22 protein-coding genes and 2 pseudogenes are annotated in these 15,111 nt (G+C 54.8%); 12 read left to right on the top strand and 12 right to left on the bottom strand.

Annotated elements, in window-relative coordinates; genetic code table 11:
- Nucleotides 1–129: 129 nt before the first annotated feature.
- Nucleotides 130–1,104, top strand: coding sequence for a sugar-binding transcriptional regulator (locus tag AC0TOF_RS01780; protein ID WP_473766996.1), 975 nt, complete (start codon nucleotides 130–132; stop codon nucleotides 1,102–1,104).
- 277 nt (nucleotides 1,105–1,381) lie between these two features.
- Here the strand turns inward: AC0TOF_RS01780 and AC0TOF_RS01775 are convergent, their stop codons facing one another.
- The 3 genes from AC0TOF_RS01775 to AC0TOF_RS01765 all read right to left on the bottom strand — a co-directional run bounded on the left by AC0TOF_RS01775 (nucleotide 1,382) and on the right by AC0TOF_RS01765 (nucleotide 3,732).
- A complete protein-coding gene (locus tag AC0TOF_RS01775; RefSeq protein ID WP_473767010.1) occupies nucleotides 1,382–1,552 on the bottom strand; it encodes a hypothetical protein in 171 nt (56 codons plus the stop codon).
- A 315-nt stretch (nucleotides 1,553–1,867) separates the two neighbouring features.
- Nucleotides 1,868–3,043, bottom strand: a complete 1,176-nt coding sequence (locus tag AC0TOF_RS01770) for an ATP-binding protein (RefSeq protein ID WP_473766995.1) — start codon at nucleotides 3,041–3,043, stop codon at nucleotides 1,868–1,870.
- A complete protein-coding gene (locus AC0TOF_RS01765; protein WP_122000984.1) occupies nucleotides 3,040–3,732 on the bottom strand; it encodes a response regulator in 693 nt (230 codons plus the stop codon). The genes AC0TOF_RS01770 and AC0TOF_RS01765 overlap by 4 nt, the downstream gene beginning before the upstream one ends.
- Nucleotides 3,733–3,933: 201 nt before the next feature.
- Here AC0TOF_RS01765 and AC0TOF_RS01760 point away from each other — a divergent pair, with 201 nt between their 5' ends.
- Both AC0TOF_RS01760 and AC0TOF_RS01755 read left to right on the top strand, forming a co-directional pair.
- A complete protein-coding gene (locus AC0TOF_RS01760; protein WP_473766994.1) occupies nucleotides 3,934–4,797 on the top strand; it encodes a phosphatase PAP2 family protein in 864 nt (287 codons plus the stop codon).
- A 2-nt stretch (nucleotides 4,798–4,799) separates the two neighbouring features.
- Complete coding sequence (locus AC0TOF_RS01755) at nucleotides 4,800–5,804, top strand: DUF535 family protein (RefSeq protein WP_473766993.1); 1,005 nt, start codon at nucleotides 4,800–4,802, stop codon at nucleotides 5,802–5,804.
- Nucleotides 5,805–5,879: 75 nt separating this feature from the next.
- On the opposite strand, the gene AC0TOF_RS01750 is transcribed toward AC0TOF_RS01755, so the two are convergent.
- The gene (locus AC0TOF_RS01750) at nucleotides 5,880–7,262 is read right to left on the bottom strand and encodes a sensor histidine kinase (RefSeq protein ID WP_473766992.1); all 1,383 of its coding nucleotides are present in this window, start codon (nucleotides 7,260–7,262) and stop codon (nucleotides 5,880–5,882) included.
- A complete protein-coding gene (locus AC0TOF_RS01745) occupies nucleotides 7,259–7,936 on the bottom strand; it encodes a response regulator transcription factor (RefSeq protein WP_473766991.1) in 678 nt (225 codons plus the stop codon). The genes AC0TOF_RS01750 and AC0TOF_RS01745 overlap by 4 nt, the downstream gene beginning before the upstream one ends.
- A 206-nt stretch (nucleotides 7,937–8,142) precedes the next feature.
- On the opposite strand from AC0TOF_RS01745, the gene AC0TOF_RS01740 reads away from it, so the two are divergent.
- Entirely contained in the window at nucleotides 8,143–8,745 is a 603-nt protein-coding gene (locus tag AC0TOF_RS01740; protein ID WP_473766990.1) for a class I SAM-dependent methyltransferase, read from the top strand.
- Between the two features lie 164 nt (nucleotides 8,746–8,909).
- Nucleotides 8,910–9,023 (top strand): annotated as a pseudogene (locus AC0TOF_RS01735) (IS3 family transposase); the annotation flags it as partial.
- A gap of 223 nt (nucleotides 9,024–9,246) precedes the next feature.
- On the opposite strand, the pseudogene AC0TOF_RS01730 reads toward AC0TOF_RS01735, so the two are convergent.
- Nucleotides 9,247–9,434 (bottom strand): annotated as a pseudogene (locus tag AC0TOF_RS01730) (IS6 family transposase); the annotation flags it as partial.
- A gap of 164 nt (nucleotides 9,435–9,598) precedes the next feature.
- On the opposite strand from AC0TOF_RS01730, the gene AC0TOF_RS01725 reads away from it, so the two are divergent.
- A complete protein-coding gene (locus AC0TOF_RS01725; RefSeq protein WP_473766989.1) occupies nucleotides 9,599–10,681 on the top strand; it encodes a PAS domain S-box protein in 1,083 nt (360 codons plus the stop codon).
- Nucleotides 10,682–10,909: 228 nt separating this feature from the next.
- Here AC0TOF_RS01725 and AC0TOF_RS01720 read toward each other — a convergent pair whose 3' ends face one another.
- Entirely contained in the window at nucleotides 10,910–11,284 is a 375-nt protein-coding gene (locus AC0TOF_RS01720; protein WP_473766988.1) for a hypothetical protein, read from the bottom strand.
- Between AC0TOF_RS01720 and AC0TOF_RS01715 the strand changes: the two genes are divergently transcribed.
- Nucleotides 11,283–11,570, top strand: coding sequence for a hypothetical protein (locus tag AC0TOF_RS01715; protein WP_473766987.1), 288 nt, complete (start codon nucleotides 11,283–11,285; stop codon nucleotides 11,568–11,570). The genes AC0TOF_RS01720 and AC0TOF_RS01715 overlap by 2 nt on opposite strands.
- An 11-nt stretch (nucleotides 11,571–11,581) precedes the next feature.
- Here the strand turns inward: AC0TOF_RS01715 and AC0TOF_RS01710 are convergent, their stop codons facing one another.
- From AC0TOF_RS01710 to AC0TOF_RS01700, 3 genes are all read right to left on the bottom strand, one after another.
- Entirely contained in the window at nucleotides 11,582–11,836 is a 255-nt protein-coding gene (locus AC0TOF_RS01710) for a hypothetical protein (RefSeq protein ID WP_473766986.1), read from the bottom strand.
- Between the two features lie 5 nt (nucleotides 11,837–11,841).
- On the bottom strand, nucleotides 11,842–12,006 hold the full coding sequence (locus AC0TOF_RS01705) for a hypothetical protein (protein ID WP_162997285.1): 165 nt from the start codon (nucleotides 12,004–12,006) through the stop codon (nucleotides 11,842–11,844).
- Nucleotides 12,007–12,298: 292 nt separating this feature from the next.
- Nucleotides 12,299–12,655 carry a hypothetical protein gene (locus AC0TOF_RS01700; RefSeq protein WP_473766985.1) on the bottom strand — a complete coding sequence of 119 codons (357 nt, stop codon included), beginning with the start codon at nucleotides 12,653–12,655 and terminating at the stop codon, nucleotides 12,299–12,301.
- A 180-nt stretch (nucleotides 12,656–12,835) separates the two neighbouring features.
- On the opposite strand from AC0TOF_RS01700, the gene AC0TOF_RS01695 reads away from it, so the two are divergent.
- The gene (locus AC0TOF_RS01695) at nucleotides 12,836–13,048 is read left to right on the top strand and encodes a hypothetical protein (RefSeq protein WP_473766984.1); all 213 of its coding nucleotides are present in this window, start codon (nucleotides 12,836–12,838) and stop codon (nucleotides 13,046–13,048) included.
- 27 nt (nucleotides 13,049–13,075) lie between these two features.
- On the opposite strand, the gene AC0TOF_RS01690 is transcribed toward AC0TOF_RS01695, so the two are convergent.
- Complete coding sequence (locus tag AC0TOF_RS01690) at nucleotides 13,076–13,327, bottom strand: chitin-binding protein (RefSeq protein WP_473766983.1); 252 nt, start codon at nucleotides 13,325–13,327, stop codon at nucleotides 13,076–13,078.
- A gap of 38 nt (nucleotides 13,328–13,365) precedes the next feature.
- Nucleotides 13,366–13,653 (bottom strand): DUF3175 domain-containing protein, encoded by a 288-nt coding sequence (locus AC0TOF_RS01685; protein ID WP_473766982.1) that lies wholly within the window; start codon nucleotides 13,651–13,653, stop codon nucleotides 13,366–13,368.
- A 166-nt stretch (nucleotides 13,654–13,819) separates the two neighbouring features.
- Between AC0TOF_RS01685 and AC0TOF_RS01680 the strand changes: the two genes are divergently transcribed.
- The 4 genes from AC0TOF_RS01680 to AC0TOF_RS01665 all read left to right on the top strand — a co-directional run bounded on the left by AC0TOF_RS01680 (nucleotide 13,820) and on the right by AC0TOF_RS01665 (nucleotide 15,080).
- Nucleotides 13,820–14,089 carry a hypothetical protein gene (locus tag AC0TOF_RS01680; protein ID WP_122000802.1) on the top strand — a complete coding sequence of 90 codons (270 nt, stop codon included), beginning with the start codon at nucleotides 13,820–13,822 and terminating at the stop codon, nucleotides 14,087–14,089.
- 18 nt (nucleotides 14,090–14,107) lie between these two features.
- Nucleotides 14,108–14,296 carry a DUF3008 family protein gene (locus AC0TOF_RS01675; RefSeq protein WP_473766981.1) on the top strand — a complete coding sequence of 63 codons (189 nt, stop codon included), beginning with the start codon at nucleotides 14,108–14,110 and terminating at the stop codon, nucleotides 14,294–14,296.
- Between the two features lie 21 nt (nucleotides 14,297–14,317).
- On the top strand, nucleotides 14,318–14,458 hold the full coding sequence (locus tag AC0TOF_RS01670; RefSeq protein WP_473766980.1) for a hypothetical protein: 141 nt from the start codon (nucleotides 14,318–14,320) through the stop codon (nucleotides 14,456–14,458).
- A gap of 118 nt (nucleotides 14,459–14,576) precedes the next feature.
- Complete coding sequence (locus AC0TOF_RS01665) at nucleotides 14,577–15,080, top strand: YciE/YciF ferroxidase family protein (RefSeq protein WP_121980902.1); 504 nt, start codon at nucleotides 14,577–14,579, stop codon at nucleotides 15,078–15,080.
- The last annotated feature ends 31 nt before the right edge of the window (nucleotides 15,081–15,111 follow it).

Genomic DNA, 15,111 nt, shown 5'->3' with positions numbered 1-15,111 from the left:
TTCCGATTGACCTCACTGCCCTTTCGCGCTCTTGTCCGCCGGAACGATTGGCATTAAGTGCCACATAATTACAAATGTCAAATGAAAATACATTTGTAATTATGTGGCTGAAAAACGAAAGAGAGACAGATGAGCGAATCCGAAGACAGCCTGATGGTGCGCGTGGCGTGGCTTTACTATGTTGGAGGATTCAACCAGGAGGCGACCGCATCCCGACTGGGCCTCACCCGGGCACGCGTAAACAAGATACTAGGCGAGGCCCGCGAAAGCGGTCTCGTCAGCATCTCCATCGACCATCAGAACGCTGGCACCTTGCCCGTGGAAAATGAGCTGATGGGCCAGTACGGTCTAGATTTTTGTATTTCAACGCCGCCATTTGGCTTTCACTCCGATGACGACACAGCCTCTGAAATCCGCAAACAGGTATCGTTCCGAGCTGTCGGCGTTGCAGCCGCCACCTATCTGAAAAGCTTTCTGGCCGACCATGAGGATGCGACTATCGGCACTGGATGGGGGCGAACCATAGAACAAATGACGCTACAACTTGCCGGTGTACGTGCGCCGCAAGCGCGCTTCATTTCCGTGATGGGGTCGCTGACCGCAAACTCGGCCTATAATCCGTTCGAAGTTGTGCACATGCTGGCGCGGCGGACGGGCGGACAAGGCTTCTTCCTTCCTGTTCCCTTCATCGCAGATTCCGCTGAAGATCGAAAAGTCCTTATCTCCCAACGTTCTGTGGCACGCGCGCTAGAAATTGCCCGCACCGCTTCCGTGTGCTTCATCAGTGCCGGTGAACTGACAGAGGATTCGCTGCTGCGCCGCCAAAACATGTTGAGCAAATCCGAACTGGATAGCCTGCGTGCTGCCGGAGCTATCGGCGACACCAACGGCATCTTCTTCGACGAGAACGGGCAGCAAGTCGAACACGAGATGAACCAGCGCACGATTGCTCTGAGCTTCGCCGAGTTAAAGAAGGTTCAGGTGGTCCTGCTGATCGCCGGGCAGGAGAAGGCCGTCGCTGCCAAAGCACTGCTCAAAAGCGGGATCGTGAACGGCCTGATCATAGACGGAGACGCAGCCGAGGCACTATTAGCTGTTCTATAACGTCATAACGGGATGAGGCCCACCTTTCGATGGGAAGTCGCGCCCCGAATGGGAGAGTGAACCTCCTAGCCATTCTTCTCAGCATGCTACCAGATAAATGCGTCTTTAGATCAAACTGCCCTTCCCGCTCTTCCGACCAATCAGGCATGCGCCATAGGATCAAAACCAATTGGGTGGTTCGCAATTGTTTGCTGCTCGAAACTTACGTCAGGTGGTACACAAAAACAACCGACATGCCATCTGGGGTTATGAAATCGGCGGGTTGGTCTACAATTTCTCACGATACGAGCCCCCATGAAATACGGCAGGGGTTATTCAGGGTCTGGTTCCGCATCAGTGCAATGTGCCCTTCCGAACAGAGAGGCAAAGCCGTTTGCTCCATCACCGCCACTACTTGCCGAGCATCTTGAAAAGTTGTTCTTGCCCGGAACGTTGCGTGCTCAACGATTTGCGAGAAGAAGGATTGCTCTTTTCAGCTTGGTGACAGATACGACACATATATCAGGGGTGACGCTGCCCCCAAAAGCCAAGCAATAATCCAATGCTGATTACTCGGATTCGTCTGGGGGAAGCTAGCTGACTTTCCATTTATCCCCTCTTCCACAAATATCGAGGTCAGGCCCAAAAGAGTGTGAGCAAGCACCGATTAAGCGCCAATGTTTCGTTTGCATGAGAACGAATGGGACATTGGCTCTACCACCGTCAATACACGCGAAAGCAGTAGCTCGCGGAAAGGACAAAGGCTGCACACTAAACTTCGCGCTCATGCAGAGCATTCCGTAAAATTCTCTGGAATGAGAATGGATACGATAGCGCCGCCGCCTGCCCGGTTACGGAGTTCAAGTTTGCCACCATGAGCCGCCGCTATCGCCTGTACGACAGACAGGCCAAGCCCCGTTCCGCCAGTTGCCCTTGAACGAGATGCATCTCCGCGCCAGAACGGAGCAACGCTTATATCGCCTATATTTTCGGGAAGCCCCGGACCACGGTCGAGAATGCGGATGGCGATGAAACCATCGGCGGTCAGTTCCGTCTGGCATCGCAATATTCCGCCGTCCGCAGCATACCGGCAGGCATTTTCGAGAAGCGCGAGTATGGCCTGCCGGATGCGTTGGCGGTCAGCGACCGCTGTCCTTGGCGACAAATCCCTTTCAACGACAAGCTTGCTTGCCTCAAGCATGGGCTTGGCTGCGTCGAGCACGGTCTCCACCAGCTCCGACAGCACAAAATGCTCGCGATCCATGACGAGTTTCTGTCCTATCGCCAGCGAGAGGGTGCGCAGGTCTTCGACAAGTCGCGACAAACCCTCAACCTGCAGCAAAAGGCTTGCCACCGTTTTCGTATCCATAGGGAAAACGCCATCCACCATACCCTGCATCGATCCGCGCAATATGGTAAGCGGTGTGCGCAACTCGTGTGCGACAGCCATATTGTTGAAGCGCAGCCTCTCCTCCATAGTTTCGAGGCTGGTTGCCAAGGCGTTGAAGCTTTCAATGAGGCTTTTAACCTCCACCGTACTTGTGTGCGACTCCTTGAGCCGGACGGAAAAATCTCCGGACTTCAGCCCTTCCGCTACCAGCGTCAGCTGCTCCAGAGGCTGTGCGATCCTCCTGGCCAGATATATTCCGATGATGCTGCAAATAAGCGCAGAGACCAGTCCGCAGACGAGTACGGAAATATAGAGTTGAAAATCGACCGGATCGGAAAGGCTATCGAGATGCGCGAACAATTCCTTTATCGCTGCCGGTTCGGGTACGATGCCGGAATTCATGTCCCGATAGGCTTGGGCGGCATTGGCAGGCAGACTTTTGATCACCCCTTCTTCAAGATAGGCGGCGTAAGAGGTGACCCCCAGATAAGCCAGACCGACGCTGAGCAGAAGCATGGCAGCGATTATGATCGCGGTCAGTGTGGCAAGCGGCAGCGTGGGTAATTTCATTTGGGATCCGCCAGACGGTAACCGATGCCGCGAACTGCGGGGAAGAAATCTTTCTGCCCGAGCGTTTCAAGCTTCTTTCGCAGATTGGATATATGCGTGTCCACCGTGCGGACCAGCGCATCGCTTTCCGGCAGGCAGGCATCGAGAATATCAGCGCGGTCGAAGGCGTGCGTGGGGCGGCGGACCATATAAGCAAGGATTCTGAATTCGCTGAGAGTGAGCTGGAGAGCAATCCGCTCCCCGTCGCGGTTGACGAAAGCCGCGTAGGCATTGAAGTCAACTTCAATTGCGCCGAACCGCCGCAGCGTTTCCTCCTGATCGCCCTTTGTACGCCGCAGCACCGCCTTGACGCGCGCAACCACTTCCTGGGGATTGAATGGTTTGACGACATAATCATCGGCACCAAGACGCAGACCGCTGAGCCGATCGATATCTTCGGCCAATGCTGTCACCATGATAACGGGTGTATTTCGGGTCTGCCGCAAGCGCGCAAGCACTGCAAAACCATCCAGCTTTGGAATGCGGACATCGAGCAGAACGATATCCGGCGACAGCAGCGCATGATGTTGCAGCGCCGTTTCGCCATCAGACGCACGCACCGTGCGATAGCCTTCACGCACCAGATAGGCATCCAAAATCTGCGCAATTTCCGGCTCATCCTCCACAATAAGAACGAGGCTGTTATCCACGAGCGGCTCCAAATGTTCTTGAGATCGTTATCTTGGGCAAAAGCTGCACGGACTATGACTGGCAAATTCTCAACGTGCAATTTCCAAACAATACTCGCACCATCCAGAGACCGGTTTTAAACACAGTGCCGGTTCGATCTTCGCAGAGTCTTGATAATCGGCCTTCAAATCGCAGTCGTTCAACTCTTTCGAGGTGTCGGCATGCAAGAAACCGTCCTAGGCTCAAGCGAATCCCGTTCGGCGGTCGGCGTCACCAGACGTTACAAAACCGCCTCATGGCAAACGCAGCTGCTGGTTCCTTCCGTTCTGGCTGCAAGCTTCGTCCTCGTGGTGTTTCCGTCAGTCGATCTGACCATTTCCCGTCTCTTTGCTGACGGACATGGCTTCCCGCTATCCGAAAATCCATTTCTGAAGGGCGTGCGCGACATAAACCGGCAGGGTTTGGTCTATCTTCTGCCGCTCATGGTATTCGCCATCGGGCTTCATGCTTTCCTGCCAAAAAAATATGCCTTCTGCCCGCCGCACAAGTCCCTCTTCGTGCTGCTGAGCTTTCTGCTCGGCCCATTGATTGCAGTACAGTCTCTGAAGAACATCATCGGAAGGGCCCGGCCGCGCAATATTGTCGAGTTTGGCGGGACAGCCGATTTTTCTCCCGTTTGGCAATATGCTGCGGCCTGCAGGCATAGTTGCTCTTTTCCTTCCGGCGAGGCCGCCGTCGCAGCCGCAACACTGTCGGTAATCGTCTTCGTGCCTGTGCGGTGGCGATCCACCGCAACCGTTATTGCGGTCCCGATCCTGTTCTTTGTGTCCTTCAACCGGGTTATCTTCGGCGCCCACTTCCTGTCCGATGTCATCGTCGCATGGGGTCTGGTCCTGTGTGTGATGATGTGGCTCTGGCGAAGGATCTCCAGCCAGGCGGAGGCGATAGACGCCAGCGTGAGCCATTTCGGCACGCGAATTTCCACGCGGCGTAGCGCTCGCCGAGCACACGGAAATTCTCCACAAAATCTTGACATAGCTGAAGAAAAGTCCGGCCCGCTACCTCCCAGCCGCAACGGACCATGATCATGCTTGCAGAACAGATTTCCCATTCCGCGCCCAGCCAAAGGCAACCAGAGCCGGGTTCGGCCAGCCATGCGGAAACAAACCATCAGAATGTGCCCCTGAAACATCTGGCAGCTTCCCATTCGATGTTGCGGCAAACTATCGGCATTGCTTCACGGCTGAAGTTTCGCAAAACCTTGGCTTTCCTGACGAGAAGCATGCTGTCGCCGTGGCTGACCTTCCGCTGGCTCCGGTTCCTCGACGAGTTCACGGAACAGCACACTTTCGCTCCGCCTCACGATGATCTTATCCGGAAGTCCCTGTCATCCTTTCTTGTGCACCGACTTGCATGGCGAACCCGGCTCAACATTCTTACCCAGCACTTCGAACTGGCGCGCCAGCTATTGTGCCCGCATGTATTGCAGGCACTGTGGCAGGGGGAAATAATCGAACTTGGAACCATTTGCGGCAGGGATCATCGTTATCGGCTCCAGCTATTGCTTTCCGATCAATGCGGCAGCCGGCACGAAGGCGTTTTTACCGTGCGTCTGGTGGACGCGGCAGATCAGGCGCTGCTGTGCATGGCGAGCTTCGTATTTGTGCGCCGTCCCGGCGATTCATACAGTCTCATTGTCGGTGGATTGCAAGGGTCCGCTCATCCGGACGCCAAACGTACGGTCATATCCGCGACCCGCGATCTCGGAGGGTTGCGGCCGAAAGATGCAGTCATGCTGGTTCTGAAAGGATTGATAGCCCACAGCGCCACCGCCTATTTGATTGCCGTCGGCAATTCCAGCCACGTGATCAATTACCGTGCCTCCAAGCGGCGTAAATTGAAACTGCCGAACCTGGATGCGTATTGGCTGGATCGCGGCGGCGTTCCGTTTCCGCCTTTCGGCTTTCGAATCCCCGCAGATCCGGCCATCAATGACAGTTGTGGCAGCCGCCGCAGTAACACAAAAATCGCGTTCTGGAAGATTGGGGCGAAACTGATCATTCATCGGGGTGATAATCGGCAGCCCAGCTGATGGCTCTCAATCCGTGCAGGGCGATTGCTTCTGGCGCCCTTTTAACGATCCCACGTTTGAAGGGTGCAGGCCAATTCACAGGTTCGGACCATCTGTCGGCATTGCACCAATTGGGTGGAAGACAAGCCTCATGCGTGTTCCGCCCGAATGACTTTCGCCCACCTCAACGCTTCCACCGTGAAGCACCATGATCTGCTGTACAAGATTAAGACCAAGGCCAGCGCCAGGACCTTGATCCTCAAGGCGGGCGAACGGTTCGAATATGCTTTGGCGCATTTCTGGAGGAATGCCGCTACCCTCATCGGTCACTTCAATCACAGCCGGTTTCATGACGCTTATCGCAATTGTTCCTCTCTTGTCCCCATGGTCAATCGCGTTTTGAAACAGGTTGGTGATGGCGCGCTCGATCGACTGGCTATCGCCGAGGACGTTGATGACTTCAGCATCATTATCGAAAGTCACATCATAGCCAGCTGCGAAAGCAAGGGGCGCCAGATCAGAAATTACCTGCCGTGCAGCGGAGACTATATCCACGGTATGAAACCTGCTCGCCTGCCCCTCCAGACGCTGGAGGTCAAGAAGCTGGCCCGCCAGGGTTCCCAGCCGGGACACGTCACGCATGAGGCCAGATTTCAACTCGCTTTCCGGTAGGGCATGCAGTCGGGCAGAGAGGATAGCGATGGGAGTTCTCAGCTCATGGGCTGCCTGCGCCAAAAAACGCTGTTGGCGGGAATATCCTTTATCGAGGCGCTCCAGAGCGCCGTTGAAAGCCTCCACCAACGGCGAAAGCTCGACTGGAACAGTCTTTGCGGACAGGCGAATTCCACGCCGCTCAGGCTCAATCTGTGCAGCTTTGAGAGCAACTTCGGATGTTCCTCTCAAGGTAATACGCACCACCAGCGGTATGACCAGCAACGCTCCCAGCGCGGCGAGAAGAAGGCAGGGAAGAATGAGCGCCTTGAACCCTTCCCCGACCGTTTCCGCCAGCCGTCCAAAGGTCAGCCGGCCTCCCGTACCTGCCATGATCTGGACGCGCCCAACGGGTGTATCTTCCCATCTTATGAGGGCATAGGGCCGGAGTGATCCAGCTTTATCGTCGCCAAGCCGGGCTTCAAGCACATCCGGCATGGCAGCACGAAATGGCCGGTAGGCGTCGGGCACAGTGCCTTCCGCAAGCTGGTTGCCAGAAACATCCTGAATAACAAACCAGAGGGATTTTTCCTCTCGACGCAATACCGCCAGTTCGGGCGTGTTGTTCAAGGCCAGATGCCCTTCCGGATCACGGGCTATCGCCCCCTTCAAGACGTCGATTATGCCTCGATCATAACGTTCGTGAACAAAGCCAGACAGCCAGAGAAATGCAACGAAGAACGCCAGCGCGCATAGAACGATCGCTGCCTGCGCGAGAACGATACGCGTAATCAGCTGCCACTTTAAGGAAAAAGGAGTCTTTCTCAATTAGGGGTCTCGCGCAAGAGATAGCCGACACCGCGTACGCCGTTCAGTGTGACCCCTGCCGCCGCCGCTGCCAGCTTGCGGCGCACCCGGGAAACATGTGTGTCGAGTGCGTTCGGTTCCACCTCATCGTTCATCCCGAAAACAGCCTCCATCAAAACCGGCCTTTGCACCATGCGCCCCTTTCGTCTCATCAACGCTTCAAGCACGAGCAATTCGCGGCGTGGCATGGTGAGTGGAACATCACCGACAAAAGCCTGACGCGCAGTGAAATCGAAAGATACACGACCAAGCCGGACAATGTCTGGACGAAGATCGCCATTGCGACGCAAAATGGCCCGCAACCGAGCCATCAGCTCATCGAAGGCGAAGGGCTTGCCAAGATAGTCGTCTGCACCGCTATTGAGGCCGTGGATGCGATCGGGCAGGTCGCCGTGGGCCGTCAGAACAAGAACCGGAACCGAATTGCCGCGCCCACGCAGGCGCCGCAGCACGGACAATCCATCCCCGTCAGGCAGGCGACGATCAAGAATAACCGCATCGTAGCAATCTTCTGAAAGCATATGTTCAGCTTCGCCGCAGGTGGCGACGATATCCGCGACCATGTTTTGGGATGTCAGAACTTGTTCCAATATCGATGCCAGTTCGCTTTCATCCTCCACCACCAGAATTCGCATCCAACGTGCCTTTTCTTGCCAAGATTTGCTCAACGTAACATTTGTGGCTGGCATGAGACTGGCATCAGCCAGCCCAGTAGAATTTCTGAACCTGATTTATTGGTGGCAAACAGCCGCAGCGACAGGCTTTTGACAGGTGGCGCTTGGAAATTTCAGCGGTCCTGCCGGGCAGACCGGAGAACAATTCCCTTGGAGGAGCCGCTGAAATGCCAATCGCCGATTTCGTTCCCTTCTTTGCAGCCTGGTTGCGCAACCCGCTGCTGACTGCCGCAATTGCCCCGTCGGGACCGTCCATTTCTCGCTTGATCACACGCGAAATCAAACCAGGCACGGGGCCCATCATCGAATTGGGACCAGGAACCGGCGTATTCACTTATGCTCTCCTCAAACGCGGCGTCGATCCCCGCGATCTGATCCTGATCGAATTCAATCCAGAATTCGTAAGCATATTGCGCAAGCGCTTTCCGCGTTCAACGATCATCCAGGCAGACGCGACCCGGCTCGCCAGCCTCAACCTTTTACCGCCTGCATCGTGTAAAAGCATCATCAGCGGACTGGGCCTTCTTGCAATGAACCCCATGCAAGTGGAAGCTATCTTGCGTGGCAGTTTTCACTATCTGGCTCAATCCGGTTCATTCTACCAGTTTACCTATGCGATGTGTTGTCCAGTCAAGACGGAACTGCTCGCGAAGCTTGGTCTGATATCCGAAGAGATGGGCCGGACTTTTTTCAATATCCCACCGGCATCCGTGCACAAGATTCAAAGACGAAGAACTGATGTTTTGATCGCGGCTGGCAAAGAAAATTAGCCGACGGGCGCACAGAACGCGATACTTAAGCGCCTTCAGATAAGCTTGCGCAATATAAAATCTGGCGGGGCCGAATGGGAAGCATCTTTGTCGACCAGATCCTGTTTCGAATCATTTGACCAGTTCAGTGGCGAAGACGCTAGGAAAAATGCGCGCCATCTCGACGAGACGATGCAAAGGCGGACGAATACATCGAGCGCTTCTACAATCCGAAGCGTCGCCACTCGACATTGGGATATCTCAGCCCGATGGAATTGGAAAATAAAGTCGGAGTAGCGCAGTTGAAGTCGTGGAGCGCCTTGAGATGGCAATCGAGCATATTTCTTCACAGCTATCGCCAGCACGTCGCTGTCCATAGCTTTCAAGTGATCTTGGGTCCCTTCCTCAGCGTTTGACACGATCTGGAAAGACGGAAAGAAACCTCCTGTTTAGCAACACAAATATCGTCACCTAAGGTTCGACTTTTGCGGCACACGCGCCAATCTTAAATAAAGTAAGAGCCCCGGTGACCCTATAAGTTGTGAGGTCAACGCGCCAGCTGGTTGACTGCAGCTGGCGCCAGTTCCAGCGCAACCGCTTTTCAATCTCCGGCGCGAACCTTTGAAGCCGGCAGTAAATCGTCGAATGATCAACAGGCACACCCCGCGCGCCATCATTTGCTCAAGGTCGCGGCAGCTGATCCCATAGCGGCCACTTGAAATCGCTCATTAAAAGTCTCGCTGAAAATCACCAGCGCTATTTCCAATATCAAAGCGATTGTTGCAACAGCCAGAATATCTAACATATTGGTCGACGGCGTTTTGGGAGTTTATTAGAGTAGATTCTCCACAATGAGATTCCGCGGGTGACGATTATGAGTAATGAAAATAATGATCGACAGCGCAGAGATGTGGAGATACCCGTCGTCTCCTATACCGGATCTTATGCCTGGCAGACGAATTTCTACGATACCGAACTGGATTTGCGTGATTGGCTCGCGGCTATTGTAGATGGATCAGATGATGCAATCATCAGCAAGGACCTGCACGGGAATATCAAGACCTGGAATCGGGGAGCCCAGCGTTTGTTCGGTTACGATCCCGAAGAGGTTATAGGAAAACCCATCACCATTCTTATTCCGGAAGATCGTCTCAATGAGGAGCCAGCCATACTGGCGCAAATCCGAGATGGAATGCGTGTCGAACATTTCGAAACTGTCCGCAAGAAGAAGGATGGCACGCATCTGGATATTTCTCTAACAATCTCTCCGATCCGCAACGCTCAAGGCGTAATCGTTGGCGCCTCCAAAATAGCCCGCGACATTACCGAGCGCCGCAAAGCGCAGGAAAAATTGTTTCTATTGTTGGGCGAAATGCACCATCGCGTTAAAAACCTGTTTGCACTGGCAAACGGGATCGTATCGCTGAGTGGGCGGGATGCGAAAAATGTCGATGAATTTCGCCAAAGCGTCCAGTCCAGACTGTCTTCGCTGGCAAGAGCGCACGAATTGACGATGCCTGCCTGGGATGAAAATCCCGACATGTCGGCCGCTATTCCCATCCAGACCCTTATACATACAATCCTTGATCCATATCAGGGCTGTAATATCAGCCTTGCGGGAGCCAATCCGTCTGTTTCCGGGAAGTCGCTGACAAATCTGTCTCTCCTGTTGCACGAATTTGCAACGAACGCGGCCAAACATGGAGCGCTTTCATCAATGACAGGGCGCCTCGACATTTTTGTCGAGGAGACGAGCGGAATGGTCAGATTATCGTGGACTGAAAGCGTTGAGGGGAAAGTCGGCCAGATAAGCGCGGAAGGATTTGGAACGCGTCTGGAAGCCGGTCTTTCATCTGCCCTGAACGCCACAGTTTATCGGAACTGGCTGCCAACCGGGTTGGAAATCAAAGTATCGATCCCAATTTGCATACTGTTATCGGACACGGAAGAAAAATAGAGCCGGAGCCGCCAACAAGGCCAGCTCCATTCTTGGCTTCCGTCCCGCGCTTGTGTCCATGTCAGTAGCAACCCCTTCAACCTTCTGATCGAAAGACATGGCGGACCGGCGGGCGGACAGGTTTCGGATAGGCACCAGATGCACATTCAAACATGGACGGAACCATTCGAACCATTGTTTCGTTAATCTCCTTTCTCCGGCATCTATATGAATGGTGGGTCGGTTTCATCAGAACCCGAGTTGCCTCAGGAAATTCGACCATGGGGAACCATCAAGTTTGCCGGAGACACGCCGCGACGGGAGACGACCATGGTAGAAAACGGGTACAAACTTCAGCAAAACGGCGATGGCACATGGTCTGTGATAGATGCTTTCAAAGGCCACCCCATCACGTTCGAGGGTCGCTTGCAGATCGCACTGACCGAGGAGGAGGCAAAGCGCGTTTTCGATTGCCTTAACCGCCAGAATCTTGAACGCCACCCGGAACATGGAAGCGGTCGGGTGCCATGAGCCGAAGCAATATCGAAACATGAAGTGATCAAGCACGCCTATTTTAAATAATTGAGAAGCGTATTGTTGAGGTATCCCGAAGGAGGATCGCATGCCGCTCTTCAACGAAGCGAGCCGTATCTACAAGCCGGAAGAAGTGTCCTTCATGCGCAGCTGTTTTTCCCATGCCGCAATTATTCTTGAAGAAAGCGACAGGGAATATGCTGCCACGGATCTTTCGACGGCAATCATAATGCTTTACCAGAACGGCCTGAGGGATCTGAACTACATTGCCGAACTGGCGTCCCGGCTTGCCCACAAAAGATATCGGGACCGCCATCTGGAGGCACCCGCCGCCGCTAACCTGAACATCGTGCCGGATTCAGAACCCTCTCCCTGATTTCGGTCGCCTCAAGCATTCTGCTCTGCGTCCACAAATTTTTTAAAGCGGCTGTCGCCTGCATCTCCATAGAGGAAGGCAAGTTTTCGGTCGTCGAATATGGCAAAGAAATCGTCCCATTCGATCTCTTCCAGATTTTCGTCTTTCTCCGCGAAGTCGATGCGTAATATGCCGCTTTGGTTGCCTGTATCCACGATGGCCGGGCGCCCGTTGCGGTCTTCCGCCCACCGGCGGATCTTGTCGTGATCTCGCGTGATCTGAGCCATTGTTCCTATCCTTCCGCTTTAAACTTCTTCGCTTCCTCAAGCAGCTTTTGCCTGTCCCTGCCAAAACGTTCGATCAACTGGCGTGCCTGCAACGGGGAAATATCCGAATTCTCCGCGAGAAACTTTACGTCTTCATCGTCCGTAAGCGGGGTGGTTGGTTGCTCGTTCATGATCGGCCTCCATTCTGACCTTCTGACGGATTGGCTGGCTGGTCGCCTCCCGTACCCGTCTGCGGCCGCTGGTTTTCAAGCGGCGGATTTTGTCCCGGCTGTTCGCCGGAATCCGTCGCCGGCGGCGTCTGTATTCCCTGCTGCTGCTGCGATACCAATCCGCCTCCGGTCAGGCTCCATCCAAGGAATAAAAGCAGCAGAACCGCCAATATGACCAAGGCGAAGCGGGGGAAGTATCCAAGCGTTCGCGAAGGCTCGACCCTTTTGTCTTGCTCAGGTTTCGATTGCATATTCATCGCCACACCCATGAAATTATGAAATAGCCAATGACGACCATCGCGATGATGAACCACCAGACGAGATAGGCTGGGCCTTCCCCCCGGGTTGCGTTTCCGCTTGCGGTTCGCACGTTGCCTTCAGAGGGCCATTCCCGCAAGCCGGATGCATGGCTGGAAGCGTTGCTGTCATCAGCCTTTGCGGGCAGCGGTTGGGGCTCGTCGTCAGGCTGGGAGTTGCCGCCTGCCTCCGCATCCGTTTCCATTGGAGCAGCCGCCGGATCGAAACCGGGAACCTTGTCGCCGGTCTCCCCCCGTTGAATTGCGCCCCTTGTGCGGGCGCCAATACTTTTGTCTGCTAAAACTCGTTTCATCGCTCTGGACCTCCAGGGTCCAACCATGAGGCATGCCAATTGTTCCAAAACTTATCGGCCCAATCCCGCCGCTTGCCTTCCGACACGCTGCATCCCGTGTCGTTCAATGAAACAATCTGGCAATGAAACAATCCGGCGTTTGAACGGTTGGGCCGTCAGTTTCAGCAAACGGAGGCTCCGATGAAACACGACCCGAAAGCAGGCACCACCGACCAGAAACCAAAATGGGAAGGCCCGCCGGAAAACCGGCCGCGGGGCTATGAACCTGCCACTGACGACCCGGCAAAAAAGCGCGACGCCGCTGGGCATAACCTGTCTGACCCCGACCGCAAGAACCTTTCCGATGCGCTGAGCGAGCCGAAGCACGCGGGACGAAAAGGGGAAGACGGGTGAAGTGAAACACCTGAAACCGTCGCTTCCTCACCACAAGGCGTGGTGCATTGTCGGCTGGTCCGGACTGACCGGGCCGGGTGACGGATGTTCGGGCAAGGGAAGCGGCGGGACCTGCTCCGGTTCATCGGGGCTGAACGGCCCCTTGTCCGGTTGCGGAATGGTTTCCGGCGGATCGACCGGAATACCATCCGGCTCCTTTTCGGGTATCTCCGGCGGTTCGGGATTTCCAGACAGAACGAACATCAACCATTCGCGGTTTTCATCAAGATGGATTTTCATTCGAATTCTCCCTTTGCCAGTAGCGCCCGTAGTGGACGTCAAGCGTGATCCGGCTTGCCATAGGCCTTGCGTAATTCGCCTTTGGCTGCTTCCAGCACATGCTTGCGTTTTTCCGGCAGATTCTTGCCCGCGCGGTTGATGTAGAAAGTCAACATGGACATAGCCGAGCGAAACGGCTCTGCCTTGCGCTTACGGCTCTTGTCGGCTGAGCGCTTCAAGGAAGCTGCAATTTTCTTCGGATCGTCCTGTTCGAACACATGCGGCTCCAGATCCAGCGCGTCGCTGTGTTCGGTTACGTCAGCCGACCATTTCTTTGTCTGGGCCATATCAAAACTCCTCTCTTCAGAGCTTCGATAACTGCCGAAGGCCGCCCATGTTCCCTATCATCTGTCCGCGACGTCGGCTGGTTCGTCACCTTTGATGGAACAAAAAGCCCGCAAGTCGGTTCGGGAGCCTGTTCAGCCATCATGGCATCCAACTGGAGGAACCGCGATGTTTTACGATGCCTCAAGCATCAAATATCCTTTTTTCGACAAGGATCGCGTCGGAGCGGGCGAGCCGTCCGAGCACGAACCACGCGACCATCAGGCGCGACCGACACATGAGCAATCGAACGCACCGGGCAACCCGCGCCAGCCGCAACCGGACGACCCGCAAAGGAACTTCGATTTCGACAGCCCCAACGGCGAGCGCCCGAATGATCTGGCGAACCCCAGCGCGCGCGAACTGCGGCGGGAAAGCCGTGGACCCGAACAGAATTGACTACCACAGGAGGTGAAAATGCCTGTGAAATCCAAAGCGCAGCAACAGGCTGCCGGCGCGGCTCTGGCCGCGAAGCGCGGAGACAAGGCCAAAAGCGAACTGCGTGGAGCGTCCAAGGAAATGGCCAAATCCATGAGTGAAAAAGAGTTGGAGAAAATGGCTTCCACCAAGCAGAAAGGGAAGCCTGAGCACAAATCCAAATCCTGACAACGCAGACGGGAAGTAACGATGATTACTCTGAAATGGCTTGCCGTCGTGATGTTTGTGGTGGCGCTGCTCGGGTTGGGCAGCTTGTTCATCACGTCGGACAAGGGAGATGTATCACCGGACAGCCCCACACCACCGACCGGTTCACCCACGCAGCCCTGACGTTTTGATTTTTGTCCAAGGTGCGAAACAAAATGATGGCTGCGGAGTTAGATGTGCCGTCGTGGGGATTTTCAGCCATACGACAAGGACAGTTTCGGAACAATAGGAGGAGCCTGAAATGGCCAGCACCAAGCAACGCAATCTCGAAGACCTTTTCTACGATACCCTCAAGGACATTTATTATGCGGAGCGCAAGATTCTGAAAACGCTTCCGAAAATGTCGCGTGCAGCTGCCGATGAAAAGCTGAAGAACGCATTCGAAAAACATCGCGAACAAACCGAAGGTCATGTGGAACGCCTGCAGCAATGCTTCGAGATTCTCGGCAAGCGTGCGCAGGGCAAGACCTGCGATGCCATTGAAGGCATCATCGCCGAGGGCGAGGAAATCATCGAAGAATTTTCGAACAGCCCGGCGCTGGACGCAGGTCTGATATCCGCAGCCCAGGCCGTGGAACACTATGAAATCACCCGTTATGGCACCCTGAAACGCTGGGCTGAAACTCTTGGATACAAGGACGTGGCGAAAATCCTTGACCAGACTTTGCAGGAAGAAGGCCAGACGGACAAGGACCTCACGAAACTTGCCGAGTCCTCCGCCAATCTCCGTGCGGAAGCGGCTTGACGAGGGACCTGCAAGGTCTGCAGCGAGGTCA

It is taken from the genome of Ochrobactrum sp. PL_is501 (genome assembly GCF_055816895.1).
This window is presented reverse-complemented; position numbering and strand designations above follow the sequence as displayed.